The sequence below is a fragment of the Nocardioides agri genome, from assembly GCF_013778305.1.
Lineage (GTDB): Bacteria > Actinomycetota > Actinomycetes > Propionibacteriales > Nocardioidaceae > Nocardioides > Nocardioides agri.
The window spans coordinates 1-26,275 of sequence record NZ_JACEIC010000003.1; the positions used below are offsets into that span (position 1 = coordinate 1).

Here is a 26,275-nt window from a genome sequence, read left to right on the forward strand (position 1 = left end):
AAGCCTTTCAGCGCCGATGGTACTGCAACCGAGAGGTTGTGGGAGAGTAGGACGCCGCCGGACATCCTTTTGAACAGGGCCACCCCCTCGGGGGTGGCCCTGTTCGCATTTGCGGCGCAGCCGGCGTGCTTGCCAGGAGTCGTCCACAGTGCGGTTCCAGACGCCGTTGTGCACAGGATCCTCGGCGCAGCTGACGCGATGTCGGTGCCTCGGCGGAGCGTTGCCGGCGGAGGTGATGTGCAATGTCTGCACCGACCAAGAAGGTAGAAGCCGAGCAGTCCGCCAACGTGGTGCGGCTGGTCGGCCGGCTCTCCGCCGATCCCGAGGAGCGCACCCTGCCCAGCGGTGACGTGATCTGGACGTTCCGGGTGATCGTGACGCGACCGGAGAGCGACGCCCGCACCCGGGTGGACGCCCTCGACTGCACCGCCTGGTCGGCCCGAGCCAGACGCTCGGTGGCCGCGTGGCGTGCCGCCGATGTCGTGGAGGTCGAAGGAGCGGTCCGACGCCGGTTCTTCCGCACCGGCAGCGGCCCGGCGTCCCGGGTGGAGGTCGAGGTCAGTCGTGGGCGCCTGGTGCGGCGCGCAGAGACCGGATGAGGACCCCGACGCTCGGCTTCGGCTGGAACGAGGTGGCCTTCTCCGGCAACAGCCGGCCCCGCTCCACCACGTGCAGCACGTCCCCGAACTCGGGTGCCGGCATCAGGACGGCCAGTCCGCGGCGGCGCGCGACCGCTCGGAGGGCGTCGTCGACGCTGTGGGCGTACCCGATGGACGAGGGGCTCCGGGCGAGGTGGGGCAGCACGTCCTCGTGCAGCCGTTCGACGCCGAGCCGGTCGCCCACCCGCGGCACGGGCAGCGTCGCCCAGCTGTGGCCGTCGGTGATGACGAGGACGTCAGGGGCCAGGGCGGCCACCGCCTCGTCCGGTCCGAGGGGCGGCCCCAGATCCTCGAGGTCGCCGAAGCGGAGCCCGTGGAGGATCCGGTGGATCGCGCCGAGGTAGAGCGGGGTGTCGTCCTGGTCGACCAGCATCGCCAGGCCGGCGTCGGTCGCCGGCGCGAGCTCGGGATGGGTGGTGCGGAGGTGCCCGTAGGCGGCGTACCGATGGTGCCCGTCGGCGATCACGGCGTGGGTGTCCTCGAGCATGCCCGCGATGGCGACGAGCTCGTCGGGCGAGCGGATCGCCCACACCCGGTGGTACTGCCCGGACCGGTCGGTGAACTGGTGGTCGGCGGTGGCCCGCCGGATCTCGCGCAGCAGGGCCCGAAGCGTCGCGGGTGCGCGGTGGGTCAGCAGGATCGGAGCCGGGTTGAGCGCCATGGCGGCCATCCGGTCGGCGAGCTCGGCTGCCCGCGCGGGGTGCACGCCCTCGTGGGGGTAGACGGCGGCCTCGTGCGGTTGGCTCGTGGTGCGAGTGAGGTCCAGGGCGCCGACGAGGCCGCGGACGGTCACGCCGGAGGCGGTGTACTCGTGCAGGTAGAGCGCCGCGTCGTCGTCCTCGCGCACCTGCCCACTGCGCTGCCAGGCGGCGAAGCGCTCCACGACGTCGTGGTAAGGGCGGGCGAAGGCCCGCGCGGACGCGTGCGCGCCGATCCGACCGGGGGCCAGCATGAGAGCCCGGAACGGCTCCAGCCGCAGCGGTCGCGCCGCCAGCGCGGGGGTGGCCACGCCGCCGGAGTCCATCGGAGCATCGTAGGGTGCGTCGACAAGGACGACGCTGGGAGGTCGCGGTGCTGGGTGGGTCTGCGGAGCCGCTGTCGCGCGGGTACGACCTCGCGATGCTGGACCTCGACGGCGTGGTCTACATCGGGCCTGAGGCGGTGCCGGGCGCCGCCGCGCACCTGGCCGCGGCACGTGCCGACGGGGTGCGACTGGCGTTCATCACCAACAACGCGTCGCGGCCGCCGGAGCAGGTCGCCCAGCACCTGCGCGACCTCGGGGTCGACGCGTCGACCGACGACGTGGTGACGTCGGCCCAGGCGGCCGCGCGGTTGGTGTCCGACCGGTTCGGCGCCGGCGCACGGGTGGTGTGCCTGGGGGCCGACGGCCTCCGGGAGGCACTCGTCGCCGTCGGCCTGGTGCCGGTGGGCGCGGACGAGGACGCGGTGGCCATCGCGACCGGCTACGGGCCGGACGTGCTGTGGGCCGACATCATGCGCGCCGCGGTCCGGATCCGCGACGGGTTGCCCTGGGTGGCGAGCAACACCGACGCCACCTTCCCGGCGGCGTTCGGTGTCGCGCCGGGCCACGGCGTCCAGGTGGACATGCTGCGCGGGTTCTCCGGCGTCGACCCAGTCGTGGCGGGCAAGCCCGAGCGGCCGCTGCTCGACGAGACGGTGCGGCGGATGGGCGGCCAGCGACCGCTGATGGTCGGCGACCGGCTCGACACCGACATCGAGGGCGCTCGGCGCGCGGGGCTCGACTCGCTGCTCGTGCTGACGGGGGTGACGGGGCTCGAGGAGCTGGTGACGGCCCCGGAGGAGCTGCGGCCGACCTACGTGGCGCCGGACCTGACCGGGCTCCTCGAGGCGCACGCCGCGCCCCGCGAGGACGGTGGCCGGCAGGTGCTCGGCGGCTGGTCCGCGGAGGTCGGTGACGGCCGGCTGCAGGTCACCGGTGCCGGAGCCGCGGGGGACTGGTGGCGGGTGGTCGCGAGCGCCGCCTGGCGACATGTGGACGGCGGCGGCACGGTGCCCGACCTGGACGGGCTCACGCCGCCCCGGGAGGGGTAGCCTCGGGCGCATGACCGAGGACCCGGACCTGCCCACCCCCGACGAGCCGCCGGCGACCCCGCCGGAGCCGGAGCGGGTGCGCACCGGGGTGTCCCGCGTCGACGAGGTGATAACCGCTGTCGAGGAGCTCGACGACCGCCCGCTGGAGGAGCACGTGGGGGTGTTCGAGACCGCGCACACCGAGTTGCGGCGCGCGCTGGACGCCGTGGACCCCGCGGACGACCCCGCCTGACCGTGCCCCCGCGCCGACTCCGTCTCGACGCCGAGCTGGTCCGTCGAGGCCTGGCCCGGTCACGCGAGCACGCCGCCGACCTCGTCGCCCAGGGCCGGGTGAAGGTGGCGGGCGCGGTCGCGACGAAGCCCGCGACCGGGGTGACGACCGACGTCGCGCTGGTGGTCGCCGACGACCCCGACCGTCCCGATTACGTCTCCCGGGGCGGGCACAAGCTCGCCGGCGCGCTGGCGGCGTTCGGGCCGGCCGGGCTGGTGGTCGAGGGTCGTCGGTGCCTGGACGCGGGCGCCTCGACCGGCGGGTTCACCGACGTGCTCCTGCGGCACGGCGCCGCGCAGGTGGTCGCGGTCGACGTGGGCTACGGACAGCTGGCCTGGCGGCTGCAGCAGGACGAGCGGGTCGTGGTCCACGACCGCACCAACATCCGCGAGCTCACGCCGGAGCTGATCGGCGGCCCCGTGGACGTGGTCGTGGGGGACCTGTCCTTCATCTCGCTGCTGCTGGTGCTCGATGCACTGCTCAGCGTGGTCGAGCCCGACGCCGACCTGGCGCTGATGGTGAAGCCGCAGTTCGAGGTCGGCAAGGAGCGGGTGGGCAAGGGCGGCGTGGTCCGTGACCCCGAGCTGCGCGCGGAGGCCGTGCAGTCGGTGGCCGCCGCCGCCGCGTCCCGCGGCTGGGGCGCCAAGATGGTGGCGCGCAGCCCGCTGCCCGGCCCGTCGGGCAACGTCGAGTTCTTCCTGTGGCTGCGGCGCGGCCCCGCCGAGCTGAGCGACGAGGACATCCACAGCGCCGTGGTGGCTGACGCGCCAGTGGGGGTCGCGGGTGAGAAGGTGGACCCGTGACCACCTCCACCGAGCAGACCAGCCGCCGGGTGCTGCTCGTCGCCCACACCGGGCGCGACGACGCCCGCGACGTCGCGCGCTCGTTCACCAAGGCGTTGACCGCCCACGGGATGGTGGTGCGGCTGCTGCCGCAGGAGGCGGGCGACCTGGCGCTGGGGACCGGCGACGGTGTCGAGATCGCGACCGAGCCCGACCCGAGCCGCGACTGCGAGCTCGTGGTGGTGATCGGCGGCGACGGCACCATCCTCCGTGCGGCCGAGCTCACCCACGAGGTCTGCACGCCGGTGCTGGGCGTCAACCTCGGGCACGTGGGCTTCCTCGCGGAGGCTGAGTACGACGACCTCGAGTCGACGATCGACGCGGTCGTGCAGCGCCGCTACACCGCCGAGGACCGGCTGACCCTCGACGTCGCCGTCTACCGCGACGGCGAGCTGATCACCCGCACCTTCGCCCTCAACGAGGCCAGTGTGGAGAAGGCGGCCCGCGAGCGGATGCTCGAGGTGGTCGTCGAGATCGACGGCCGGCCGCTGTCGCGCTGGGGCTGTGACGGGGTGGTGTGCGCGACGCCGACCGGCTCGACCGCCTACAACTTCAGCGCCGGCGGCCCCGTGGTGTGGCCCGAGGTCGAGGCGCTGCTGCTGGTGCCGATCAGCGCGCACGCGCTGTTCGCCCGGCCGCTGGTCGTCTCGCCCTCGTCGACGCTGGCCGTGGAGGTGCTCGCCGGCACGGAGAGCGCCGGCGTGCTGTGGTGCGACGGGCGGCGCGCAGTGGAGCTCCCACCCGGCGCCCGCATCGAGGTACGCCGCGGCCGCCTGCCGGTGCGCCTGGTGCGCCTGCACGAGGCGCCGTTCACCGACCGGCTGGTCGCGAAGTTCGACCTGCCGGTCGAGGGCTGGCGCGGCTCGGCCGAGCGCCGGCGTCGCTCCACCGAGGAGACCGATGCTTGAGGAGATCCGGATCTCGTCCCTGGGCGTGATCGAGTCCTCGACCCTGGAGCTCGGCCCCGGCCTCACCGTCATCACGGGTGAGACCGGCGCCGGCAAGACGATGATCGTCACCGCCCTCGGCCTGCTGCTCGGCGGCCGGGCCGACACCGGCGCGGTGCGCACCGGAGCCAAGACGGCCCGGGTCGAGGGCGTGGTGCGCGCCGAGGGTCTGGCGGCGTTCGCCGAAGCGGTCGAGGAGGCCGGCGGCGAGGTCGAGGACGGCCAGGTGGTGCTGGCTCGCAACGTCTCGGCCGAAGGCCGGTCGCGGGCGTTCGTGGGAGGGGCGTCGGTCCCGGTGGCGACGCTCGGCCAGGTGGCCGAGCCGCTGGTGGCCGTGCACGGCCAGTCCGACCAGCACCGGCTGCTGCAGGCACGGGCGCAGCGGGAGGCGCTGGACCGGTTCGGCGGCGAGCCGCTGGCGGCGCTGCTGACGACCTACGCCGATCTCTACCGACGCCTCGACGCGGTCGAGCGCGAGCTCGACGAGGTGGTCGCCACGGCTCGCGAGCGCGCGCAGGAGGCCGACCTCCTGAGGTTCGGGCTGGGCGAGGTCGAGGCGGTGGCCCCGGAGCCCGGCGAGGACGCCACCCTGGCGGCCGAGGAGTCCCGGCTGGGCTTCGCCGACACCCTGCGCACCGCGGCCGAGCAGGCCCGCGAAACGCTCTCCAGCGAGGACGGGCACCCCGATGCCCTGGCGACGACCTCGGCGGCCCGGACCCTGCTCGACGGCGTGCGCGAGCACGACGCCGAGGCGGGTCAGCTGGCCGACCGGCTGGCCGAGATCACCTACCTGCTCTCCGACGTGGCGGCCGACGTCGCGTCCTACGCCGCCCGCATCGACACCGCCCCGGCGCGGCTCGCGGCGGTCTCGGAGCGGCGGGCGGCGCTGACCGCGCTGACGCGCAAGTACGGCGAGTCGATCGACGAGGTGCTGGCCTGGGCCGAGCGGTCCGCGACCCGGCTGCTGGACCTCGACCACACCGACGAGCGGATCGAGGAGCTGCGGGCCGAGCAGGAGGTGCTGCGCCGCGAGCGCGGCGCGGCGGCCGCGGCGCTGAGCGCAGCCCGCACCGAGGCCGCCGGGCGGCTGGGCGAGCAGGTCACCGCGGAGCTCACGCTGCTGGCGATGCCGCACGCCCGGCTCAGCGTGGACGTGCGCCCGACCGACCGGTTCACGTCCTCGGGCGCCGACGAGGTCGAGCTGATGCTGGCCGCCAACACCGGATCGGAGCCGCGGCCGCTGACCAAGGGCGCCTCCGGCGGTGAGCTGTCGCGGGTGATGCTCGCCCTCGAGGTGGCGCTGGCGGGCACGAGCCCGGTCCCGACGTTCGTGTTCGACGAGGTCGACGCCGGGGTCGGCGGTGCGGCCGCGGTCGAGGTCGGTCGCCGGCTCGCCGAGCTGGCCCGCAACGCCCAGGTCCTCGTGGTGACCCACCTGCCGCAGGTCGCGGCGTACGCAGACCGGCACGTGGTCGTGGAGAAGTCCTCCGATGGCACGGTCACCAGCTCCGGCCTGACGGTCCTCGACGACGCCCAGCGCGAGCGCGAGCTGTCTCGGATGCTGGCCGGTCTCGCGGACTCCGACACCGCGCTCGCGCACGCCCGGGAGCTGCTCGAGGTGGCCCAGGAGGCACGGCGAGCCTGATCCGTCGGTGCGTCGAGTCGGCGGGTGCGTCCGACCTGACGTAGCATGGAGTTCCGTGAACAACGGGACGCCCAGCAAGCACGTTTTCGTGACCGGAGGCGTCGCCTCCTCTCTCGGTAAGGGCCTGACGGCGTCCAGCCTCGGCCGCCTTCTCCGCTCGCGCGGCCTGCGCGTGACGATGCAGAAGCTCGACCCCTACCTGAACGTCGACCCGGGGACGATGAACCCCTTCCAGCACGGCGAGGTCTTCGTGACCAACGACGGCGCGGAGACCGACCTCGACATCGGGCACTACGAGCGGTTCCTCGACACCGACCTCGGCCAGATCGCCAACGTGACCACGGGCCAGGTCTACTCCAGCGTCATCGCCAAGGAGCGCCGCGGCGACTACCTCGGCGACACCGTGCAGGTGATCCCGCACATCACCAACGAGATCAAGGAGCGCATCCTCGCCATGGGCGAGGACGACGTGGACGTCGTCATCACCGAGATCGGCGGCACCGTCGGCGACATCGAGTCGCTGCCGTTCCTCGAGGCCGCGCGCCAGGTGCGCCACGACATCGGCCGCGGCAACGTCTTCTTCCTGCACGTCTCGCTGGTCCCCTATATCGGTCCCTCGGGCGAGCTCAAGACCAAGCCCACCCAGCACTCCGTCGCCGCGCTGCGCCAGGTCGGCATCCAGCCCGACGCGGTCGTCTGCCGTGCCGACCGCGAGCTGCCCGACGGGATCAAGCGCAAGATCTCCCTGATGTGCGACGTCGACCAGGAGGCCGTCGTCACCGCGGCCGACGCGCCGTCGATCTACGACATCCCCAAGGTCCTGCACCGCGAGGGCCTCGACGCCTACGTCGTACGCCGCCTCGACCTGCCCTTCCGCGACGTCGACTGGACGCTGTGGGACGACCTGCTCCGCCGGGTGCACCACCCGAAGGAGGAGGTCACGATCGCGCTGGTCGGCAAGTACATCGACCTCCCCGACGCCTACCTCTCGGTCGGCGAGGCGCTGCGCGCCGGCGGCTTCGCGCACGAGGCCAAGGTCAACATCCGCTGGATCGCCTCCGACGAGTGCCAGACCGAGGCGGGCGCCGCGAAGCACCTGCACGACGTGGACGCGATCTGCGTGCCGGGCGGGTTCGGCATCCGCGGCATCGAGGGCAAGCTCGGCGCGCTCACCTACGCGCGCACGCACGGCATCCCGACGCTCGGCCTGTGCCTGGGCCTGCAGTGCATGGTCATCGAGTACGCCCGGACCGAGCTCGGCCTCGAGAAGGCCGCCTCGACGGAGTTCGATCCCGACACCCCCGAGCCGGTCATCGCCACGATGGACGAGCAGCTGGCCTTCGTCGAGGGCGCCGGCGACCTCGGCGGCACCATGCGCCTCGGCCTCTACCCGGCCGCCCTCAAGGAGGGCTCGGTGGTGCGCGAGGCGTACGGCGAGGCCCTCATCGAGGAGCGGCACCGGCACCGCTACGAGGTCAACAACTCCTACCGCGAGCAGCTCGAGGCGGCGGGCCTGGTCTTCTCCGGCACCTCGCCGGACAACAACCTGGTCGAGTTCGTCGAGCTGCCGCGCGCCGTGCACCCCTACTACGTGGCCACCCAGGCGCACCCCGAGCTGCGCTCCCGCCCGACCCGGCCGCACCCGCTCTTCAAGGGCCTGGTGGGCGCGGCGATCGAGCGGCAGAAGGAGCTGCGCTTCCCGATCGACGAGAGCAAGCTGCACCCCGAGTTCGCCGACGAGGACTGACCTCAGCCGCTCCAGCCGTAGAAGGGCGGCGGCGGGTCCTGCCAGACCACCCGTCCGTCGCGCACCCGCAGCACCGCTCGCGAGTCGTCCTCGGGGCTGACGGTGGCCAGGAAGCGGTTGCCGACCCAGTGCACCCTCGGCCGGCCGGGCCCGGTCCGGGCGGGGCCGAGCACCCGCTCGTGCGCCGGCCGGCGCACCGGCGCGAGCACGACGTACGACGTGCCGTGGCGGACCTCGGTCCACGCCAGCGTGCGACCGTCGGGGCTGGCGCTGATGGTCCTGGCCGCCGACGGCGTCAGCCGGCGGGACCGGTCCCAGCAGGTCGGCGCAGCGCCGGAGCGCGGGTCGACGGCGACCAGCCGGCAGCCGGGCCGTGCGGGTCCGACCACGCGCACGACGACGCGGCCGCCCGGGGCGGGGAGGTTCGTCGGCCAGCTCCGGGGGACGTCGCGGAGGACGGCCCCGGTGGCGGTGTCGAAGATCCGGACCACGCTGCGGTGCTGGATCCGCCCGGTCGAGAGCAGCAGCGAGCCGTCCCGCGAGAACGCCGACCGGGTCCCGAACATCCCGGCGAGCGCCGGTGCCGGCAGGTCCAGACGCGCGCCGGTGTCGACCGTGGCGAGGTGGATCGTGGTCGGGTGCCCGCAGCCCTCCGGCCCTTGGGGCGCCGCGGCCCAGGACACCTGACGCCCGTCTGGTGAGATCGCCGTGTGCGAGAGGCACGACTCCGGCGGCGGCTCCGCCACCCGTACGACGGCCCCGTCGCCGCCGACCTCCAGCACCCGCACGTTGAGGTCCAGCCCGGGCGCCCGGGCGACGAGGATCCGGCCGCTCGGTGACACCTCGACGTCGCCGTACCCCGTCCGGCGCAGGCGGAACGCCAGCACCCGGTCGTGCGGTGCGGTGACCTCGGCGCGGTAGAGGCCCCGCGGGCCGGTGACGAGCAGCGAGGGCGGGTCGGCCGCGGCCGGAGCAGCGCCGATCGCGAGCAGGAGGCCGAGCACGACGGCGACGCGCGGTCCGAGAGCCATCGGCCCACGATAACGTCGCGGGCATGACGAACCCGGAGCTCACCGACAGCGCGGAGGAGTGGCCGGTCGTCCGGTCGGAGGACCGGCACCGCGACGACTGGGTGGTGGCGCTGCGCGAGGACTGGATTCAGCGTCCCGACGCGCCGGAGGAGGAGCCGTTCAGCCGGCTGGTCCTCGAGCACCCCGGCGCGGTCGTCGTGCTCGCCGTCGACGACGAGGAGCGCGTCTTCTGCCTGTGGCAGTACCGGCACCCCGCGGGTCGCCGCTTCGTCGAGCTGCCGGCCGGCCTCCTCGACGTCGACGGCGAGGACCCTGCGGTGACGGCGCAGCGCGAGCTGGTCGAGGAGGCGGGGCTGGACGCGGAGTCGTGGACGCACCTCGGGACGTCGTACTCCTCGCCCGGCATCTCGTCGGAGATCCACCAGTACTACCTGGCCCGAGACCTGCGCGAGGTCGACCGCGGCGACTTCGTGGCCCACCACGAGGAGGCCGACATGCAGACCGGCTGGGTGCCGTACGTCGAGCTGCGCGCGGCCGCCCTGGACGGCCGGCTGACCGACGCGCACACGATGCTCGCGGTGCTCCTGGCGGGCGACCGGGGTCTCGTCGGGACCCCGGATCGGCGGGAGTAGGCTCGCGGCGGCGCCACAACGGTGTGGTGCGGATCACCGAAGGAGCAGCAGTGAAGGTCGGCGTCCCGAAGGAAGTCAAGAACCACGAGTACCGGGTGGCCATCACCCCGATCGGCGTGCACGAGCTCGTCGCTCACGGTCACGAGGTGCTCATCCAGACGGGTGCGGGCGTCGGCTCGCAGGTGACGGACGAGGAGTACGCCGGCGCCGGCGCGACGATCGTCGCGACCGCCGAGGAGGCGTGGGGCACCGACGGTGGCGTCGACATGGTGCTGAAGGTCAAGGAGCCCGTCGCCGAGGAGTACGACCGAATGCGGGAGGGCCTGACGCTCTTCACCTACCTGCACCTCGCCGCCGACAAGCCGCTGACCGAGGAGCTGCTGAAGCGCAAGATCACCGGCATCGCCTACGAGACCGTGCAGCTGCCCTCGGGCGGGCTGCCGCTGCTCTACCCGATGTCCGAGGTCGCGGGCTGTCTCGCGCCCCAGGTCGGCGCCTACTCGATGATGAAGGCCCAGGGCGGTCGCGGTGTGCTCATGGGCGGCGTCGGGGGAGTGGCCAACGCCAAGGTCGTCATCATCGGCGCCGGCGTCTCCGGCCAGAACGCCGCCAACATCGCGCTCGGCATGGGCGCCGACGTGACCCTGCTCGACACCGACCTCGACAAGCTGCGGATGTCCTTCTGGCGCTACAACAACCGCGTCCACGGCCTGGCGTCGTCCAAACTGGCGATCGAGCAGCAGGTGCGTGAGGCCGACATGGTGATCGGTGCCGTGCTGATCCCCGGCGCCGCTGCGCCGAAGCTGGTCTCCAACGACCTGGTCGCCCAGATGAAGCCCGGCTCGGTCCTCGTCGACATCGCCGTCGACCAGGGTGGCTGCTTCGAGGACACCCACGCGACGACGCACTCCGACCCCACCTACCAGGTGCACGGCTCGACGTTCTACTGCGTCGCGAACATGCCGGGCGCGGTGCCCAACACCTCGACCTACGCGCTCACCAACGCCACCATGCCGTACGCCGTGGCGCTCGCCGACAAGGGCTGGCAGCAGGCCTGCCGCGACGACCGCAGCCTCGCGCTGGGTCTCAACACGCACGCCGGCGAGCTCACCAACGCCCCGGTCGGCGAGGCGGTGGGCATCGACGCAGTCACCCTGGAGAGCGTGCTCGCCTAGGCTTCTCCCGCCATGGGAGATCCACAGCGTGCGGTGCGCACCTACCTCGACCACCTCTCGGTCGAGCGCGGGCTCGCCGCGAACACGCTCGCGTCGTACCGCCGCGACCTGAGGCGCTACCTCGGCTACCTCGACGGGGCCGGCATCGCCGACCTCGACGAGGTCACCGAGGCGACCGTGACCGGCTTCCTGGTGCGGCTGCGCGAGGGCGACGCCGACCACCCGCCGCTGAGCTCCACCTCGGCTGCGCGGACGGTCGTCGCGGTGCGCGGCTTCCACAGGTTCGCGGTCGCCGACGGCCTCGCGACGGCGGACCCCGCGAGCGGGGTGAAGCCGCCGGCGCCGGCCAAGCGGCTGCCCAAGGCGCTGCCACTGGCCGACGTCGAGGCGATCCTCGACGCGGCCGGGTCGCCCGGCACCACGCTGGCGCTGCGGGACCGGGCGCTGCTGGAGCTGCTCTACGGCACCGGTGCGCGCATCTCGGAGGCGGTGGGGCTCGACGTCGACGACCTGGACGCCGTGGACGGGACGGTGCTGCTGCGCGGCAAGGGCAGCAAGGAGCGGATCGTCCCGGTGGGCTCCTTCGCCCGGGAGGCGATCGACGCCTACTTGGTGCGCGGCCGGCCCGAGCTCGCCTCGACCGCGGGTGGGGCACGCGGTGCGCTCTTCCTCAACGCCCGCGGTGGCCGGCTGTCGCGTCAATCGGCGTGGGCGGTGCTCGTCAAGGCGGCCGACCGGGCCGGGGTGACCAAGGACGTCTCGCCGCACACGCTGCGGCACTCGTTCGCCACCCACCTCCTCGACGGCGGGGCTGACGTCCGCGTGGTCCAGGAGCTGCTCGGGCACGCCTCGGTGACGACCACGCAGGTCTACACGCTCGTGACCGTCGACAACCTGCGCGAGGTCTTCGCGGCGGCCCATCCGAGAGCCCGCGACTGATGGCCGACCTCCTCGACGACATCACCGCCGCGGCCGCGGCGCGCGGCCTCACCCTCTATCCCCACCAGGAGGAGGCGGTGCTGGCGCTGCTGGCCGGCGACAACGTCGTGCTGGCGACACCGACCGGCTCCGGCAAGTCGCTGGTCGCCGAGGCCGCGCACCGGGCGGCGCTGGCCGAGGACCGGGTGTCCTTCTACACCGCGCCGATCAAGGCGCTGGTGAGTGAGAAGTTCTTCGCGCTGGTGGAGGAGTTCGGCGCTGCTGACGTCGGCATGCTCACCGGAGACGCGTCGGTCAACGCCGACGCCCCGATCATCTGCTGCACCGCCGAGGTGCTCGCCAACATCGCCCTGCGGGAGGGCCGGCACGCCGACGTCGGGCTGGTGGTCATGGACGAGTTCCACTTCTACGCCGAGCCGGACCGCGGGTGGGCCTGGCAGGTGCCCCTGCTCGAGCTCCCGCAGGCACAGTTCCTGCTGATGTCGGCGACCCTGGGCGACGTCACCGACCTGGCCGCCGACCTGACCCGGCGCAACGGTCGGGAGACGACGGTCGTCGACGACGCCGTACGCCCGGTGCCGTTGACGTTCTCGTGGTCCGTCACCCCACTCGCCGAGACGCTGGAGGAGCTGGTCACGACCGGCCAGGCCCCGGTCTACGTCGTGCACTTCACCCAGAAGGACGCCGTCGAGCACGCCACCTCGCTGCTCAACGCGGCCTGGGTCCCCAAGCCCGACCTGGGCGACCGCCTGGACCACGTGCGCTTCGGCGCGGGCTTCGGCAAGACGCTCTCCAGGCTGCTGCGCCGGGGGATCGGCGTCCACCACGCGGGGATGCTCCCGCGCTACCGGCGGCTGGTCGAGCAGCTCGCGCAGGCGGGGCAGCTCGCGGTCATCTGCGGCACCGACACGCTCGGCGTCGGCATCAACGTGCCGATCCGCACGGTGCTCTTCAGCGGGCTCGCGAAGTTCGACGGCAGCCGGCAGCGGATCCTGCGGGTCCGCGAGTTCCTGCAGATCGCCGGCCGGGCCGGCCGGGCCGGCTTCGACACCGCCGGGTACGTCGTCGTGCAGGCGCCCGAGCACGTCATCGAGAACGAGCGGGCCAAGGCCAAGATCGCCGCGCGGCAGGCGGCCGGCAAGAAGAACTCCAAGGTGCAGCTGCGCAAGCCGCCCGAGGGGACGGTCGTCTGGTCGGAGCAGACCTACGACAAGCTGGTCGCCGGCGTGCCCGAGCAGCTGGTGTCGCGGATGAAGGTCGACAACGCGATGCTCGTCAACGTCCTCGCCCGCGACGAGGACGCCTTCCCGGTGCTGCGCCGGCTGCTCACCGACAACCACGAGGACCCGCGCCAGCAGGTCCGGCTGGCACGGCGCGCGCTGCGCCTGGCCCGGTCGTTGCAGCGCTCCGGCGTCGTCACCAGGCTCGACCAGCCCGACGAGCTCGGCCGCCGCTACGTGCTCACCGTCGACCTGCCGGCCGACTTCGCGCTCAACCAGCCGCTCGCCCACTTCGCCCTGGCGGCGCTCGACGTCCTCGACCCCGAGGCCGAGGAGCACACCCTCGACATCGTGTCGGTCGTCGAGGCGGTGCTCGAGGGCCCGCGGCAGATCCTGGTGCAGCAGCAGTACGCCGCGCGCGGCGAGGCGGTCGCCGAGATGAAGGCCGACGGGATCGAGTACGAGGAGCGGATGGCGCTCCTCGAGGAGGTCACCTGGCCGCGGCCGCTCGCCGAGCTGCTCGAGGCGACGTACGAGATCTACCGGCAGACCCACCCCTGGCTGCCCGAGGACGCGCTGCAGCCCAAGTCGATCGTGCGCGAGATGTACGAGCAGGGCATGTCGTTCACCGACTTCGTGTCGCGCTACCAGCTCGCCCGGTCGGAGGGGCTGGTGCTGCGCTACCTGACCGACGCCTACCGGACCCTGCGGCAGACGGTGCCCGAGCAGCACCGCACCCCCGAGCTCGACGACCTGGCGGAGTGGCTGGGGGAGACCATCCGGCAGACCGACTCCTCGCTGCTCGACGAGTGGGAGGCGCTGGCCGACCCCGAGCACGTCCGCTCCGACGTCGCCCACCACGAGCCCCCACCGTCGCCGCGGCCGATCTCCAAGCAGTCGCGGGCCTTCCGGGTGATGATCCGCAACGCGATGTGGCGCCGGGTCGAGCTGGTCGCGCGCGACGACCTCGACGGGCTGGTCGGGATGGAGCGCGCCGCGGCCGACCGCACCGACCCGCCCGGCGAGGTCGTGATGACCCGTTCGGCGTGGGACGAGGCGCTGGAGGAGTACTACGCCGAGCACGACCGGGTCGTCCTGGACCCCGACGCGCGCGGACCGGCCCTGCTCGCGGTCGAGGAGTCGGGGCGACGGTGGCAGGTGCGGCAGACGATCCACGACCCCGAGGGCCACCACGACTGGCTCATCGAGGCCGTCGTCGACCTCGACGCCTCCGACGAGTCAGGTGAGCTGGTGCTCTCGGCGACCGCGATGCGACGGCTCGGCGGCTGAGCCCTCTCGCTCAGGCGGGCAGCGGCGGCGGCGCGCTGCGCCCTCGGGAGGTGAACGGCAGCACCACCGCTCCGGACCTGCGCCGGTGCCGCGCCCCCTGCACGAGCATCACGAGGAGGGACGTGCGGTCGCGGGTGCCGGCATGCCACGCGGAGCCGTAGGCGGCCACGACGGCGTCCGCTGCGGCGCGGCCGTCGCCGTCGTACAGCGCCAGCGCGAGCGGCCACGCGTGCTCGATGGTGGCGTCGTAGAAGTGCTCGGGCGTCGCCCGGTCGAACGGGGTGACGGCGCGGAGAGATCGAGCGAAGTTGTGCACCATGTAGAAGTTATACCCGATAGACTCGACATCATGTCGAAGTCAGCGGACCTGATCACCATCGGCGACCTCGCCGAGCGGACCGGGGTCGGTGCCGCCACCATCCGCGCCTGGGAGCAGCGCCACGGGTTCCCGACGCCGCTCCGGCTGCCGAGCGGCCACCGGCGCTACGACGCCCACGTCGTGGAGCTGGTGCGCGACGTGGTCCGCCTGCGCGACGGAGGGCGCCGGCTCGACCTCGCCATCGCCGAGGCCACCACCGCGCTGAGCGGGTCCGCGTCGCAGCCGCCGTCCGGGTCGGTGTACGCCGAGCTGCGTCGGGCGCACCCCGCGCTGGTCGGCCACCGGCTCCGGAAGTCGACGCTGATCGCCCTGTCCTGGGCGATCGAGGACGAGTTCGCCGCGCAGGCGGCGAGACCCGTGCTCTTCGGGGCGTTCCAGGACCAGGAGTTCTACGACCGGTCGCGGCCGCGGTGGCGCGAGCTCGCCCGGGTGGCGAGGGACGCGGTCGTGTTCGCGGACTTCCCGGTGACCACCAGCGACTCGGCTCCGCGCGAGGTGGCGCTCGGGCCGGACTCCCCGATGCACCGGGAGTGGACGGTCGTCTCGGACTCCGTCGAGCTCCCCGCCGCCCTGGCGGCGTGGGAGCTGCCGGGTCAGACCGCGGTGGCCGACCGGGACCGGATCTTCGAGGCGGTCTGGACAGTCGAGCCGCGCGCGGTGCGGCACGCCGCCCGCACCTGCGCGCGGATCGCGGGCGAGCACGGCGACCCCGGAGCGCCGGCGCTCCTGCACGCGCTCGCCGAGGATCCGCGGACGGGTGTCGCCGACCTGGCCTCCGTCAGCACGCTGTTCAACCGGGTCGTCGCGTACGTCGACGCCGTCTCCCGTTGACAGACCCAGCGGGGGAGCGCGCCGAGCCGACCCGCCCGGCGTCTGTATCAGGACCGCGCCAGCATCCGAGCTCGGAATGCTGCGAATACCTCAATTTGGTGAGATCGTGGACGGCGACATGCGTCCGATCGCCCTTTCGCGCGCCCTGCCCGCCGCCCTCCTCGCCCTCGCCCTCGTGACCGGGGCGAGCCCGTCGTACGCCGGCTCGACGGTCAGCACCACGCCCGACGAGAGCGCGGCCAGCCCGGCGCGCGCCCGCGCCGTCGCGCTGACGGTGACCGGGCCCCAGCAGGTCGCGGCCGGGGGAAGGGTCGTGCTCACCGGCAAGGTCAGGACGGCGGACGGCCGAGTACGCCGCACCCGTGTGGTGCAGGTCGCCGAACGTCGCGACGACCACTGGGTGGTGGTGGGCAGGACCCGGTCGACCAAGCGCGGCGCCTACCGCATCTCGCTCGCGGCCGGCTCCGACGCCGGCGACCGCGTGTTCCGCGCCCAGGCGCCACGCGTGCAGCGGCTCCGCGCCGTACGCACGGGAGCGCTGTCGGTCAGGGTCGTCGCCTCCCAGGTGGAGCGCCCCGACGACTGGACGTTCCTGATGGACGGCGGGTCGCGGTGGAACCCGTGCGAGCCGATCACGTGGAGCTACAACCCCGCCGGTGAGGCCTACGACGCGCTCGCCGACGTCACGGCGGCGTTCTCGAAGATCGCGAGCGCCTCCGGCCTCACCTTCCAGTACGCCGGCCCCACGCCGCTGGTCTACCTGGGGGCGTCCAACGCGCTCACCGGTGGTGCGGACATCACGATCGGCTGGGCGAACGCCAGGCTGCTCTCGTCCCTGGTCAACAGCGTCGTGGGCCTCGGCGGTGCCCTCGGGACCAAGGTCAGCGGTCACGACGTGGCCTGGGAGCTCACCCGGGGCTGGGTGACGCTCGACAACGCGGACCCGCTGCGGCCGCGGCCCGGCTTCGGCGCGAGCAGCTTCGGCCAGGTGCTGCTGCACGAGACGCTGCACGTGCTCGGCCTCGGCCACGCCGAGCAGCCGACGCAGCTGATGTACCCCGTGGCGACCGGACAGAACACGACCTTCGGTGCCGGTGACCTCGCCGGCATCGCGCGGATCGGCGCCGGGCCGGGGTGCCTGTAGGCCCGTCGCTGGAGTGGCGTCCGTAGGGTGGACGGCATGGCCGACGTCGTGACCTCCCACAACCCCGCCCAGAGCCGCTACGAGGCGCACATCGACGGCGAGCTCGCCGGGTTCGCGGAGTACCAGATGACCGACAAGCTCGTCGTCTTCACCCACACCGAGGTGGGCGACGCCTACGAGGGTCGCGGCATCGGCTCGGCGCTGGCCCGCTACGCGCTGGACGCCGTCCGTGCCGAGGGCCGGTACGAGGTGCTGCCGCTGTGCCCCTTCATCAAGACCTGGATCGGCAAGCACCCCGACTACGCCGACCTCGTGTACGGCGCCCCGCGGAGCACCGCGCGGGACTGACGCTCCTCCACAGGACTGTGCACAGGGAGCACCCACCCTGTGCACCCGGAGACTGGCGCCGTGCACAACTCGTGCACAGATTTCCCTGTGGGGCTGGGGGTTTCGCCCCCGAGGTTGTCGCTGTCGGACCCCGGTCCTAGGCTCGCCCGGAGTCGGCCACAAGTCGTTGTGTCGACATGTCGGGGAGGAGCGTCGGATGAGCGCAGGCGGCACGTACGGAGAGTCCTCAGCCGCCGGCGAGATGCCGCCCCGCTCCCCAGCCCCGTCCCCTTCCCCCGACCAGCGAGATGAGTCGCCCGTGTCCGACCCCCTGCCCTTCGAGCGCCCGGCCGCCGGCGAGGCCCCGCTCGGCCCGACCGGCCGCCCGATGCCCGTCCTGCCCGAGCCGACGCCGTTGACGACGCACGGCCACGCGCGGGTCATCTCGATGTGCAACCAGAAGGGCGGGGTCGGCAAGACCACGACGACGATCAACCTCGGGGCGTCGCTGGCCGAGTTCGGCCGCAAGGTGCTGCTCGTCGACTTCGACCCGCAGGGCTCGCTCTCCGTCGGACTGGGGCTCAACCCCCACGAGATGGAGCTGACGATCTACAACCTGCTCATGGACCGCGAGACCACGCTCGACGAGGTCGTCGTCTCCACCGGCGTGCCCGGCATGGACCTGCTGCCGTCCAACATCGACCTCTCGGCAGCCGAGGTGCAGCTCGTCCACGAGGTGGCGCGCGAGCAGACCCTCCAGCGGGTGCTCGCGCCCGCCCTCGAGCAGTACGACGTGATCCTCATCGACTGCCAGCCCTCGCTGGGCCTGCTGACCGTCAACGCGCTCACCGCCTCCGACGGCGTCATCGTCCCGCTGGAGTGCGAGTACTTCGCGCTGCGCGGCGTGGCCCTGCTCAAGACGACCATCGACAAGGTCCGCGAGCGGCTCAACCCCAAGCTGTCGATCGACGGCGTGCTCGGCACCATGTACGACGGCCGCACGCTGCACAGCCGCGAGGTGATGGAGCGGCTGGTCCAGGCGTGGGGCGACACGGTCTTCCACACCGTGATCCGCCGCACCGTGAAGTTCTCGGACTCGACCGTCGCCGGCGAGCCGATCACGACCTACGCGTCGTCGTCGAGCGGCGCCGACGCCTACCGCCAGCTCGCGAAGGAGGTGCTCGCTCGGTGGCACGACGAGTGAGCCTGCCCGCGGCCGACGACCTCTTCCGTCCGACCGCACCCGCCGACGAGACCTCCGCACCGGAGCCCGAGGACCGGCCGGAGCCGGAGACCGACGACGGCTCGGAGAAGCGGCGCAAGCCCAGCGGTCGCGTGCGGCACGACGAGAAGATGACCGTCTACGTCACCTCCGACGAGCTGCTCGACCTCGAGCACGCGCGGCTGGTGCTGCGGCGCGCCCACGGCCTGGCGGTCGACCGCGGCCGGCTGGTGCGCGAGGCGATCGCGATGGTGCTCGCCGACTTCGAGGCCAACGGTGACGACAGTGCCCTGGTGCGACGGTTGACCGAGGAATGACCGCCGAGATCCACCAGCCGGATGCGGCGCCCGGGTTCGAGGTGCGGCTCGACAACTTCGAGGGCCCCTTCGACCTGCTGCTCAACCTGATCGCCAAGCACAAGCTCGACATCACCGAGGTCTCGCTCTCCACGGTCACCGACGAGTTCATCGCGCACGTCAAGGCGCTGGGGTCGACGTGGGACCTCGAGCAGACGACGTCCTTCCTGCTGGTCGCCTCCACCCTGCTCGACCTCAAGGCCGCGCGGCTGCTGCCGCAGGGCGACGTCGAGGACGAGGAGGACCTCGCGCTGCTGGAGGCCCGCGACCTGCTCTTCGCACGGCTGCTGCAGTACCGCGCCTTCAAGCAGGTGGCCAGCCTGCTCTCGGAGCGGCTGGCCGACGAGGGACGCCGGCACCCGCGCGCGGTCGGCCTGGAGGAGCGGTTCGCCGGGCTGCTGCCCGACGTGCTCATCGGGATCGGCCTCGAGCAGTTCGCCCAGCTCGCGGCCAAGGCGCTGGAGCCGAAGCCGGTGCTCGAGCTGTCGCTGCACCACATCCACGCCGCGAAGGTCAGCGTCCGTGAGCAGGCGGCGCTGGTCGTCGAGCGGCTCCGGCGTACCGGCGCGATGACGTTCCGCGCGCTATGCGGCGACTCGCCGGACCGGCTGACGACCGTGGCGCGGTTCCTCTCGCTGCTCGAGCTCTTCCGCGAGGGTGCGGTCGCCTTCGAGCAGGTCACGGCGCTGGGCGAGCTGACGGTCCGGTGGACCGGTGACGACGAGACCGCGGCCGAGGACCTGGTGACCGACGAGTTCGACGGTGCGCCGCCGGAGGCGGAGACTGGTGCCGAGTCCGACACAGAGGGAGATGACGGCGATGAGTGAGACCCGGGTCGACGAGCCGGTCGACGTGCCGGTCGACGAGCAGGTCGAGGAGCAGATCGCCGTACCACTCGCCGCGCTGCGGCCCTCGCTCGAGGCACTGCTCATGGTCGCCGACCAGCCGATGGAGACGATGACGCTGGCGAGCGCCGTGGGCTACCCGCTCGACGAGGTCACCGCCGCGCTGGACGCGCTGGCGTCGGAGTACACCGAGCAGGGCCGCGGCTTCGAGCTGCGCCACGTCGGTGGCGGCTGGCGCTACTACACGCGCGACGAGTACGCCGCGGTCGTCGAGGGCTACGTGCTCGAGGGCCAGCAGGCGCGGCTGACGCAGGCGGCGCTGGAGACGCTCGCGGTGGTCGCCTACAAGCAGCCGGTGTCGCGGGCGCGGGTGTCCGCGATCCGCGGCGTCAACGTCGACGGCGTGATGCGCACGCTGCTGAGCCGTGGCCTCGTCGAGGAGGCCGGCAACGACCACGAGACCGGCGCCAACCTCTACCGCACCACCACCTACTTCCTGGAGCGGATCGGCATCAGCTCGCTCGACGAGCTGCCGGAGCTGGCGCCCTACCTGCCCGACATGGCGGACCTCGAGGACGAGCTCGCCGAGATGGCGGCGCCGGTCGCTGAGCCGGTCGGTTCCGAGCAGGAGCCCGAGCCCGCGCCGCCCAGCCCGCACTCGCCGCACTCCGGCAACGGCACCGAGCCCGACGGCGGGACCGAACCCACGTGAGGACGGCGTGAACGAGCACGGCATCGAGACCGACGACGAGGGCCTGATCCGGCTCCAGAAGCTGCTCGCGCAGTCGGGTGTCGCCTCCCGCCGCAAGTGCGAGGAGCTGATGCTCGAGGGCGCGGTCGAGGTCGACGGCGAGGTCGTCACCCGGCTCGGCACCAAGGTCGACCCGCGCACCGCGGTGATCCGGGTGGAGGGCAAGCGGCTGCCGCCGATCTCCGAGAAGGTCTACCTGGTGCTCAACAAGCCCCGGGGTGTCGTGTCGACGATGTCGGACCCCGAGGGGCGGCGCACGCTCGGTGACCTGGTCGCCGACCGTCCCGAGCGGCTCTTCCACGTCGGCCGGCTCGACACCGACACGACCGGCCTGATCATCCTGACCAACGACGGCGACTTCGCGCAGCGGATGGCGCACCCGTCGTACGAGGTCGACAAGACCTACGTCGCCGAGGTCGAGGGCGAGGTCTTCCGCCGGACCACCAAGCAGCTCCTCGAGGGCGTCACCCTCGACGACGGCCCGGTCACCGTGCGCAAGGTGCGGATCGTCGAGGCGTCCGAGGCCAAGTCGATCGTCGAGCTGGTGATCCACGAGGGCCGCAACCGGATCGTGCGGCGGCTGCTCGACCACGTCGGCCACCCGGTGCGCCGGCTCACCCGCACCGCGATCGGCCCGGTGCGGCTGGGCCGGCTCGGCACCGGCGAGATGCGCGAGCTCACCTCCGCCGAGCTCGGCGAGCTGCTGGACTCCGCCCAGCTGTAGCCGGGCGTCGCCATCGGTCAGTGCCCCGGGCCGACCACCATCTTGGCGCGCTCGGACGGGTGCGCGCCGCCCTTGGCGTCGAGCGTGGCGCAGGCCTCGGCGATGTCGCGGGCGAGGGTGTCGACGTGCTCCTGGCTGAACGTCTCCTTCACCAGGGCGCGCATGATCGTCACCTCCTGCGCGTCCGGCGGCATCGTGTACGCCGGCACCATCCAGCCGCGCTCGGCGGAGAGCTGCCAGGCGATGTCGAACTCGTCGTACGGCGCCTCGCCGGCCAGTCGGAACGCCACCAGGGGCAGCTGCTCGTGGTCGCGTCCGATGACCTCGAACCGGCCCATCTCCTCGAGCTGGTCGGCCAGCCGGTGGGCGTTGTGCTGCATGTTCTGGAGCTTGTAGCGGTAGCCGGCGCGGCCGAAGCGCACGAAGTTGTAGTACTGGGCCAGCACCATGCTCGAGCCGGTCGAGAAGTTCAGCGTGAAGGTCTCGTCGGTCTTGCCGAGGTAGTTCTCCCGGAACACCAGGTCGGGCGCGAGGTCGGCCTTCTCCCGGAAGATCAGCCAGCCGACGCCGGGGTAGACCAGGCCGAACTTGTGGCCGGAGGCGTTGATCGAGCGGACCTGCTCGAGCCGGAAGTCCCAGGGGGAGTCGGGGTAGAGGAACGGCCACACGAAGCCGCCGCTCGCGCCGTCGACGTGCAGCGGGATGTCCATGTCGCGCTCGTCGCGGACCCGGACGAGCAGGTCGTTGATGCCGACGACGTCGTCGCGGTGCCCGGTGAAGGTGGTGCCGAGGACGGCGGCCACGCCGATGGTGTTCTCGTCGAGGAACGGCTCGACGTCCTCGGGGCCGATCGTGTACTTGTCCGGCCGGAGCGGCACGATCCTCGGCTCGACGTCGAAGTAGCGGCAGAACTTCTCCCAGACCACGTGCACGTCGCCGCCGAAGACCAGGTTCGGGCTGGTGGTCGGCCGGCCGGCGGCCTGCTGGCGGGTCCGCCAGTTCCACTTCAGCGACAGCGCGCCGAGCATGATCGCCTCCGACGAGCCCTGCGTCCGCGCACCGGTGGTCTCCCCGGGCGCGTGGAAGAGGTCGGCGAGCATCCGGATGCACCGCTGCTCGATCTCCGCGGTGCGCGGGTACTCCGCGTGGTCGATGAAGTTGCGGTGCAGGTTCTCCGCGATCAGCCGCTGCGCGTCAGGCTCCATCCAGGTGGTCACGAACGTGGCCAGGTTGCGGGCGGGGTCGCCCTCGATGACGAGGTCCTCGGCCACCAGCCGGTAGGCGTCGACCGCGGTCATGCCACCCTCGGGGAAGGTGCGGCTGGGGGTGTCCTGGACGGCGAACCGGTTGCCGAAGAGCGCGGCGTCCGAGTCGTAGGAGCTGTTGGTCATGTCGGTTCTCCTCGGGTGAGGGGGAGGCGGACGGCGCGGGACCACGCCGGGAACATCAAGGCGGCGCCGAGGAGGAAGCAGACGGCGCCCAGGAGGGTGCCGCCGACAGCGACGGCGTCGTCGACCGCGCTTCCGTCCGGGAGGACGAACGCGCCGATCGCGGAGAGGCCGAACAGGATCGACCCCAGCATGTTCAGCCAGGCGATCCCGCCCGGCAGCGTGCGCAGCTGGTGCACCAACGGCGAGCGGCCGAGCGCCGCGACGGCGTACGCGCTGGAGACCAGGAAGAGCGTCGAGCCGTAGACGTCCGGGCGCCAGACGTGGTGGTCCTCCGCCTGCGCGGTCGAGTACGTCGCGAGCGCGGCGATGGTGCTCACGTTGAAGCAGAGCGTGCCGGGGAACTGGGTGGCGGCGGCGAGCCAGCCCCGGTCGTGGGGCAGCCACGCCCACCAGCGCACCGGCGTCCGGACGTGCTGGCTGCGGTCGTCGGCCGCGGTCATCGCCGGGGTCTGCGCCTGGAGCAGCTGGGCGAAGGACGCCGAGGTGAAGAACACGGCGCCGACCACGAACGTCCACGCGTCGGCACGCTCGCCGACCCGGTCGAGGTAGGCAGGGACCGAGCCCAGCGCGAAGCACGCCGAGCCGATCATGAAGAGCACGGCGATCATGGCGTTCAGGCGTGCGGGGGCGATCCCCACAGTGTTCTGGGACAGGGCTGGGCGTCGCACCACCCGGATCGGGTGACCCGCGTACGGTGGCTCCGTGGGCGCCGCGATCCACCCCGCGCTGGCGCCGTACGTCGCCGCGCTGACGGCGTACGACGTCGACCTCGGCGCGCCCGGGGTGCACCGCGGGCTCCCCGGCACCACGCTGACCTTCGTGCTGCCGGTGGGGGAGCCGCTCGACGTCGGGTGGCAGGGGGTGCCGGGCAGCCGCGCGCGCCGGTGGTCGACGGTCTCCGGGCTGCACGCGCACCCGGCCGAGATCCACCACGACGGCACGCAGGCGGGCGTGCAGCTGGGGCTCACGCCGGCGGGCGCGCTGGCGCTGCTCGGCGTGCCGGCCGGGGCCCTGGCCGGGGAGCTGGTCGAGCTCCCGGACGTCGCGCCGACGCTCCGGCACCTGCCCGAGCGGCTCGCCGCGACCGCGGCCACGCACCGCGAGGCGGTCGTCGAGGCCGCGCTCCTCGCGTGCCTCCGCGAACGGGACGCCGTGAGGACCCGGCCGGAGGTCGGTCACGCCCTGGCCCGGCTGACCCGGGGCGCGGGTGTGCAGGAGGTCGCCGACGAGGTCGGCTACAGCCGCCGGCACCTCGGCGCGCTGGTGCGCCGCGAGTGCGGGCTGACGCCGCAGGAGGTGCGCCGGGTCGGCCGCTTCGAGCGGTCGCGGACGCTGCTCGGCCGGGTGCCGCTGGCCGAGGCCGCGCAGCGGTGCGGGTACGCCGACCAGGCCCACCTCACCCGGGAGTGGGTCGCGCTCGCCGGCTGCCCGCCGACGACCTGGCTGCGCGAGGAGTTCCCCTTCCTTCAAGACCTGGGCGGGCCCTCCGCGGAAGAGTGAGGCGCATGAGCAGCGCAGCAGCAGACGTCAAGGTCTGGCACACGATGTCGTTCCGCGACGCCGACGCGATGATCGCCTGGCTGGGCGCGATCGGGTTCGTCGAGCACGCGACCTACCGCGACGAGACCGACCCGTCGGTCGTCGTGCACGCCGAGTGGCTGTGGCCGGGCGGCGGCGGGATCATGTTCGGCAGCCAGCGCGCCGGCGGCGTGGTCACCAACGTCGGCGGCTCGGCGGCGTACCTCGTCACCGACGACCCCGACAGGGTCTTCGACCAGGCCGTCGCGGCGGGCGCGAGCGTGGTCCGCACGATGCGGGACGAGGACTACGGCGGGCGCGGCGGGAGCGTCGAGGATCCAGAGGGCAACCACTGGTCCTTCGGGAGCTACCAACCCCAGTAACCTGCTCGGGTGGCAGTCAGGGCAGTGCGAGGAGCGACCCAGCTCGACGAGGACGTGCGCGACCACCTGCTCGAGCGGGTCGCGGAGATGGTGACCGACGTGATGGAGGCCAACGGCCTCGACGTCGACGACTTCATCTCGGTGATCTTCACCGCGACCTCCGACCTGCACTCGGAGTTCCCGGCGTACGCCGCGCGGCGGCTCGGGTTCGGTGACGTGCCGCTGATCTGCGCGCGCGAGCTCGAGATCGAGGGGTCGATGCCGCGGGTGGTGCGGATGATGGCGCACGTCGAGACCGACCTGCCGCGCGCCGACGTCACCCACGTCTACCTGCACGGCGCGGCCGCGCTGCGCCGTGACCTCGCCCGCGTGCGCGCGGTGCCCGACGATGAGTGAGCTGGTCGGCCCCGTCGAGGTCGTCGGCACCGGTCTGCTCGGCACCTCGGTCGCGCTCGCCTGCCGGCGCGCGGGCCTGGAGGTGCTGCTCACCGACGTCTCCGCCGAGCACGTGCGCACGGCGGCCGCGGTCGGCGCCGGCCGGCCGCGAGACCCCGACGACCGGCCGGAGCTCGTGGTGGTCGCGGTGCCGCCCGCGCATCTCGGCGCCGCGATCGCGGACGCGCTGCGGGCGAGCGACGCGGTCGTCACCGACGTCGGCAGCGTGAAGGCGGGGCTGCACGCCCAGGTGCTGCGCGCCGTCGGCCCGGCGCTCGCGACCCGCTACGTCGGCAGCCACCCGATGGCCGGCTCCGAGCGCTCCGGGCCGCTCGCCGCGTCGTACGCGCTCTTCGACGGCCGCCCCTGGGCGATCACGCCGCACGAGGGCAACAGCGCGGAGACCGTCGCGCTGGTCGAGGAGCTGGTCGACCTGTGCGGTGCCGTGGCGGTGCGGTTCACCCCCGAGGAGCACGACCGCGCGGTCGCCCGCACCTCGCACGTCCCGCACCTGCTCGCCTCGCTCGTGGCGGCGCGGCTCGCCGAGGCGCCCGCGCAGCACCTCGCGCTGAGCGGCCAGGGCGTGCGCGACGTGACCCGGGTCGCGGCTGGTGACCCCGCCCTGTACGGACAGATCGTGACCGCGAACGCCGAGGCCGTGCTCGGCCTCCTCCACGAGGTCCGGGGGCAGCTCGACTCCCTGATCTCGGCGATCTCCGAGGAGGACGGCGACGCGCTCGCCGGGGTGCTGCTCCAGGGCGTCGCCGGGACCCGGGCCATCCCCGGCAAGCACGGCGGCCCGGTGCGGCCCACGGCGTCGGTCTTCGTCTCGGTGCCCGACGAGCCCGGCGTGCTCGCGCGGCTGTTCGCGGCGGCGGGGGAGGCCGACGTCAACGTCGAGGACGTGCGCATCGACCACGACCTGGGCCGCGCGGTCGGACTCGTCGAGCTGGTCGTCGACGACGCCCGCGGCGACCACCTGCAGGAGTCCTTGGAATCCCAGGGATGGGTGACGCACCGGTAGGCTGCGGCTCCGTGAGCAGCTCCCTCGTCATCGCCGTCGACGGCACCTCGGGTTCCGGCAAGTCCAGCACGTCGCGGGGCGTGGCCGACCGGCTGGGCGTGCGCTACCTCGACACGGGCGCGATGTTCCGGGCGATGACCTGGTGGATGCTGCGGCAGGGTGTCGACGTGCACGACCCGGCGGCTGTGGCCGCGCGCTGCGCCGAGCCCGTGATCGAGTCCGGCACCGACCCGATGGCGCCGACGATCACCGTCGACGGCACCGACGTCGCCGTGGCGATCCGGCAGGACGACGTCAACGGCGCGGTCTCGCCGGTGAGCGCCGTCCCCGAGGTTCGGGCGCGGCTCCTGCAGATGCAGCGCGACGTCATCGCCGCGGACGGCGGGATCGTCGTCGAGGGCCGCGACATCGGCT

General features: G+C 73.1%; 29 protein-coding genes. 24 read left to right on the top strand and 5 right to left on the bottom strand.

The window, feature by feature from the left end:
• The first annotated feature begins 242 nt into the window (after nucleotides 1-242).
• Entirely contained in the window at nucleotides 243-599 is a 357-nt protein-coding gene (locus tag HZF07_RS21965; RefSeq protein ID WP_157339722.1) for a single-stranded DNA-binding protein, read from the top strand.
• On the opposite strand, the gene HZF07_RS21970 is transcribed toward HZF07_RS21965, so the two are convergent.
• Nucleotides 559-1,683: a DUF1015 family protein gene (locus HZF07_RS21970; protein ID WP_157339723.1), complete on the bottom strand. Its 1,125-nt coding sequence runs from the start codon at nucleotides 1,681-1,683 to the stop codon at nucleotides 559-561. The genes HZF07_RS21965 and HZF07_RS21970 overlap by 41 nt on opposite strands.
• Before the next feature lie 14 nt (nucleotides 1,684-1,697).
• On the opposite strand from HZF07_RS21970, the gene HZF07_RS21975 reads away from it, so the two are divergent.
• Genes HZF07_RS21975 through HZF07_RS22000 form a run of 6 tightly spaced genes read left to right on the top strand, consistent with a single transcriptional unit; the run spans nucleotide 1,698 to nucleotide 8,184 of the window.
• Nucleotides 1,698-2,732: an HAD-IIA family hydrolase gene (locus HZF07_RS21975; RefSeq protein WP_309504918.1), complete on the top strand. Its 1,035-nt coding sequence runs from the start codon at nucleotides 1,698-1,700 to the stop codon at nucleotides 2,730-2,732.
• Nucleotides 2,733-2,742: 10 nt separating this feature from the next.
• Nucleotides 2,743-2,964 (top strand): hypothetical protein, encoded by a 222-nt coding sequence (locus HZF07_RS21980; protein ID WP_157339724.1) that lies wholly within the window; start codon nucleotides 2,743-2,745, stop codon nucleotides 2,962-2,964.
• Between the two features lie 2 nt (nucleotides 2,965-2,966).
• Nucleotides 2,967-3,806, top strand: coding sequence for a TlyA family RNA methyltransferase (locus HZF07_RS21985; protein ID WP_181645581.1), 840 nt, complete (start codon nucleotides 2,967-2,969; stop codon nucleotides 3,804-3,806).
• Nucleotides 3,803-4,753, top strand: a complete 951-nt coding sequence (locus HZF07_RS21990) for an NAD kinase (protein WP_309504919.1) — start codon at nucleotides 3,803-3,805, stop codon at nucleotides 4,751-4,753. Before HZF07_RS21985 ends, HZF07_RS21990 begins: the two co-directional genes overlap by 4 nt.
• Nucleotides 4,746-6,437 carry a DNA repair protein RecN gene (gene recN, locus HZF07_RS21995; protein ID WP_157339725.1) on the top strand — a complete coding sequence of 564 codons (1,692 nt, stop codon included), beginning with the start codon at nucleotides 4,746-4,748 and terminating at the stop codon, nucleotides 6,435-6,437. The genes HZF07_RS21990 and recN overlap by 8 nt, the downstream gene beginning before the upstream one ends.
• A 55-nt stretch (nucleotides 6,438-6,492) precedes the next feature.
• The gene (locus tag HZF07_RS22000) at nucleotides 6,493-8,184 is read left to right on the top strand and encodes a CTP synthase (RefSeq protein ID WP_181645582.1); all 1,692 of its coding nucleotides are present in this window, start codon (nucleotides 6,493-6,495) and stop codon (nucleotides 8,182-8,184) included.
• 2 nt (nucleotides 8,185-8,186) lie between these two features.
• Here HZF07_RS22000 and HZF07_RS22005 read toward each other — a convergent pair whose 3' ends face one another.
• Nucleotides 8,187-9,215: a WD40 repeat domain-containing protein gene (locus HZF07_RS22005; protein WP_157339726.1), complete on the bottom strand. Its 1,029-nt coding sequence runs from the start codon at nucleotides 9,213-9,215 to the stop codon at nucleotides 8,187-8,189.
• Between the two features lie 23 nt (nucleotides 9,216-9,238).
• Between HZF07_RS22005 and HZF07_RS22010 the strand changes: the two genes are divergently transcribed.
• The 4 genes from HZF07_RS22010 to HZF07_RS22025 are packed head-to-tail and all read left to right on the top strand — an operon-like array spanning nucleotide 9,239 to nucleotide 14,471.
• Nucleotides 9,239-9,847, top strand: coding sequence for an NUDIX domain-containing protein (locus tag HZF07_RS22010; protein WP_157339727.1), 609 nt, complete (start codon nucleotides 9,239-9,241; stop codon nucleotides 9,845-9,847).
• Nucleotides 9,848-9,897: 50 nt separating this feature from the next.
• Entirely contained in the window at nucleotides 9,898-11,022 is a 1,125-nt protein-coding gene (ald, locus tag HZF07_RS22015; protein ID WP_181645583.1) for an alanine dehydrogenase, read from the top strand.
• Nucleotides 11,023-11,034: 12 nt separating this feature from the next.
• The gene (gene xerD / locus HZF07_RS22020) at nucleotides 11,035-11,961 is read left to right on the top strand and encodes a site-specific tyrosine recombinase XerD (RefSeq protein WP_157339728.1); all 927 of its coding nucleotides are present in this window, start codon (nucleotides 11,035-11,037) and stop codon (nucleotides 11,959-11,961) included.
• On the top strand, nucleotides 11,961-14,471 hold the full coding sequence (locus HZF07_RS22025) for a DEAD/DEAH box helicase (protein ID WP_157339729.1): 2,511 nt from the start codon (nucleotides 11,961-11,963) through the stop codon (nucleotides 14,469-14,471). Before xerD ends, HZF07_RS22025 begins: the two co-directional genes overlap by 1 nt.
• A 10-nt stretch (nucleotides 14,472-14,481) precedes the next feature.
• Here HZF07_RS22025 and HZF07_RS22030 read toward each other — a convergent pair whose 3' ends face one another.
• Nucleotides 14,482-14,790, bottom strand: a complete 309-nt coding sequence (locus tag HZF07_RS22030) for a hypothetical protein (protein ID WP_181645584.1) — start codon at nucleotides 14,788-14,790, stop codon at nucleotides 14,482-14,484.
• Nucleotides 14,791-14,820: 30 nt separating this feature from the next.
• Here HZF07_RS22030 and HZF07_RS22035 point away from each other — a divergent pair, with 30 nt between their 5' ends.
• The 8 genes from HZF07_RS22035 (at nucleotide 14,821) to HZF07_RS22070 (ending at nucleotide 21,050) form a co-directional block, all read left to right on the top strand.
• Nucleotides 14,821-15,681: a DICT sensory domain-containing protein gene (locus tag HZF07_RS22035; RefSeq protein WP_181645585.1), complete on the top strand. Its 861-nt coding sequence runs from the start codon at nucleotides 14,821-14,823 to the stop codon at nucleotides 15,679-15,681.
• 106 nt (nucleotides 15,682-15,787) lie between these two features.
• Entirely contained in the window at nucleotides 15,788-16,825 is a 1,038-nt protein-coding gene (locus HZF07_RS24640) for a matrixin family metalloprotease (protein WP_157339731.1), read from the top strand.
• Between the two features lie 36 nt (nucleotides 16,826-16,861).
• Complete coding sequence (locus tag HZF07_RS22045; RefSeq protein WP_157339732.1) at nucleotides 16,862-17,173, top strand: GNAT family N-acetyltransferase; 312 nt, start codon at nucleotides 16,862-16,864, stop codon at nucleotides 17,171-17,173.
• Between the two features lie 367 nt (nucleotides 17,174-17,540).
• Nucleotides 17,541-18,356: a ParA family protein gene (locus HZF07_RS22050; protein ID WP_232522973.1), complete on the top strand. Its 816-nt coding sequence runs from the start codon at nucleotides 17,541-17,543 to the stop codon at nucleotides 18,354-18,356.
• Nucleotides 18,341-18,691 carry a hypothetical protein gene (locus HZF07_RS22055; RefSeq protein WP_181645587.1) on the top strand — a complete coding sequence of 117 codons (351 nt, stop codon included), beginning with the start codon at nucleotides 18,341-18,343 and terminating at the stop codon, nucleotides 18,689-18,691. The genes HZF07_RS22050 and HZF07_RS22055 overlap by 16 nt, the downstream gene beginning before the upstream one ends.
• Nucleotides 18,688-19,557, top strand: a complete 870-nt coding sequence (locus HZF07_RS22060) for a segregation and condensation protein A (RefSeq protein ID WP_157339733.1) — start codon at nucleotides 18,688-18,690, stop codon at nucleotides 19,555-19,557. Before HZF07_RS22055 ends, HZF07_RS22060 begins: the two co-directional genes overlap by 4 nt.
• Nucleotides 19,550-20,287, top strand: coding sequence for an SMC-Scp complex subunit ScpB (gene scpB / locus HZF07_RS22065; protein ID WP_157339734.1), 738 nt, complete (start codon nucleotides 19,550-19,552; stop codon nucleotides 20,285-20,287). The genes HZF07_RS22060 and scpB overlap by 8 nt, the downstream gene beginning before the upstream one ends.
• A gap of 7 nt (nucleotides 20,288-20,294) precedes the next feature.
• Nucleotides 20,295-21,050, top strand: a complete 756-nt coding sequence (locus HZF07_RS22070) for a pseudouridine synthase (protein ID WP_181645588.1) — start codon at nucleotides 20,295-20,297, stop codon at nucleotides 21,048-21,050.
• Nucleotides 21,051-21,067: 17 nt separating this feature from the next.
• Here HZF07_RS22070 and HZF07_RS22075 read toward each other — a convergent pair whose 3' ends face one another.
• Together HZF07_RS22075 and HZF07_RS22080 are read right to left on the bottom strand one after the other, a co-directional pair.
• The gene (locus tag HZF07_RS22075) at nucleotides 21,068-22,441 is read right to left on the bottom strand and encodes a glutamate decarboxylase (RefSeq protein WP_157339735.1); all 1,374 of its coding nucleotides are present in this window, start codon (nucleotides 22,439-22,441) and stop codon (nucleotides 21,068-21,070) included.
• Nucleotides 22,438-23,109: a hypothetical protein gene (locus tag HZF07_RS22080; RefSeq protein ID WP_157339736.1), complete on the bottom strand. Its 672-nt coding sequence runs from the start codon at nucleotides 23,107-23,109 to the stop codon at nucleotides 22,438-22,440. Before HZF07_RS22080 ends, HZF07_RS22075 begins: the two co-directional genes overlap by 4 nt.
• A 94-nt stretch (nucleotides 23,110-23,203) precedes the next feature.
• Between HZF07_RS22080 and HZF07_RS22085 the strand changes: the two genes are divergently transcribed.
• The 5 genes from HZF07_RS22085 to HZF07_RS22105 form a co-directional block, all read left to right on the top strand.
• Nucleotides 23,204-24,001, top strand: coding sequence for a helix-turn-helix domain-containing protein (locus tag HZF07_RS22085; RefSeq protein ID WP_309504922.1), 798 nt, complete (start codon nucleotides 23,204-23,206; stop codon nucleotides 23,999-24,001).
• Nucleotides 24,002-24,006: 5 nt separating this feature from the next.
• Complete coding sequence (locus tag HZF07_RS22090; protein ID WP_157339737.1) at nucleotides 24,007-24,402, top strand: VOC family protein; 396 nt, start codon at nucleotides 24,007-24,009, stop codon at nucleotides 24,400-24,402.
• A gap of 9 nt (nucleotides 24,403-24,411) precedes the next feature.
• Complete coding sequence (aroH, locus tag HZF07_RS22095) at nucleotides 24,412-24,798, top strand: chorismate mutase (protein ID WP_181645589.1); 387 nt, start codon at nucleotides 24,412-24,414, stop codon at nucleotides 24,796-24,798.
• Nucleotides 24,791-25,861 (top strand): prephenate dehydrogenase, encoded by a 1,071-nt coding sequence (locus HZF07_RS22100; protein WP_157339738.1) that lies wholly within the window; start codon nucleotides 24,791-24,793, stop codon nucleotides 25,859-25,861. Before aroH ends, HZF07_RS22100 begins: the two co-directional genes overlap by 8 nt.
• Before the next feature lie 11 nt (nucleotides 25,862-25,872).
• Nucleotides 25,873-26,275 (top strand): (d)CMP kinase (locus tag HZF07_RS22105; RefSeq protein WP_309504923.1); only part of this gene is annotated, 403 nt, incomplete at its 3' end.

What these genes read in the sequence shown, in the direction of transcription:
- HZF07_RS21965 (WP_157339722.1), top strand. Translation starts at nt 243, where the DNA reads ATGTCTGCACCGACCAAGAAGGTAGAAGCCGAGCAGTCCGCCAACGTG.
- HZF07_RS21980 (WP_157339724.1), top strand. Translation starts at nt 2,743, where the DNA reads ATGACCGAGGACCCGGACCTGCCCACCCCCGACGAGCCGCCGGCGACC.
- HZF07_RS22035 (WP_181645585.1), top strand. Translation starts at nt 14,821, where the DNA reads ATGTCGAAGTCAGCGGACCTGATCACCATCGGCGACCTCGCCGAGCGG.
- recN (WP_157339725.1), top strand. Translation starts at nt 4,746, where the DNA reads ATGCTTGAGGAGATCCGGATCTCGTCCCTGGGCGTGATCGAGTCCTCG.
- HZF07_RS22090 (WP_157339737.1), top strand. Translation starts at nt 24,007, where the DNA reads ATGAGCAGCGCAGCAGCAGACGTCAAGGTCTGGCACACGATGTCGTTC.
- HZF07_RS22080 (WP_157339736.1), bottom strand. Translation starts at nt 23,109, where the DNA reads ATGATCGCCGTGCTCTTCATGATCGGCTCGGCGTGCTTCGCGCTGGGC.
- HZF07_RS22060 (WP_157339733.1), top strand. Translation starts at nt 18,688, where the DNA reads ATGACCGCCGAGATCCACCAGCCGGATGCGGCGCCCGGGTTCGAGGTG.
- HZF07_RS22030 (WP_181645584.1), bottom strand. Translation starts at nt 14,790, where the DNA reads ATGGTGCACAACTTCGCTCGATCTCTCCGCGCCGTCACCCCGTTCGAC.
- HZF07_RS22075 (WP_157339735.1), bottom strand. Translation starts at nt 22,441, where the DNA reads ATGACCAACAGCTCCTACGACTCGGACGCCGCGCTCTTCGGCAACCGG.
- scpB (WP_157339734.1), top strand. Translation starts at nt 19,550, where the DNA reads ATGAGTGAGACCCGGGTCGACGAGCCGGTCGACGTGCCGGTCGACGAG.
- HZF07_RS21970 (WP_157339723.1), bottom strand. Translation starts at nt 1,683, where the DNA reads ATGGACTCCGGCGGCGTGGCCACCCCCGCGCTGGCGGCGCGACCGCTG.
- HZF07_RS22025 (WP_157339729.1), top strand. Translation starts at nt 11,961, where the DNA reads ATGGCCGACCTCCTCGACGACATCACCGCCGCGGCCGCGGCGCGCGGC.
- HZF07_RS22005 (WP_157339726.1), bottom strand. Translation starts at nt 9,215, where the DNA reads ATGGCTCTCGGACCGCGCGTCGCCGTCGTGCTCGGCCTCCTGCTCGCG.
- HZF07_RS22010 (WP_157339727.1), top strand. Translation starts at nt 9,239, where the DNA reads ATGACGAACCCGGAGCTCACCGACAGCGCGGAGGAGTGGCCGGTCGTC.
- HZF07_RS22100 (WP_157339738.1), top strand. Translation starts at nt 24,791, where the DNA reads ATGAGTGAGCTGGTCGGCCCCGTCGAGGTCGTCGGCACCGGTCTGCTC.
- HZF07_RS22050 (WP_232522973.1), top strand. Translation starts at nt 17,541, where the DNA reads ATGCCCGTCCTGCCCGAGCCGACGCCGTTGACGACGCACGGCCACGCG.
- xerD (WP_157339728.1), top strand. Translation starts at nt 11,035, where the DNA reads ATGGGAGATCCACAGCGTGCGGTGCGCACCTACCTCGACCACCTCTCG.
- HZF07_RS22045 (WP_157339732.1), top strand. Translation starts at nt 16,862, where the DNA reads ATGGCCGACGTCGTGACCTCCCACAACCCCGCCCAGAGCCGCTACGAG.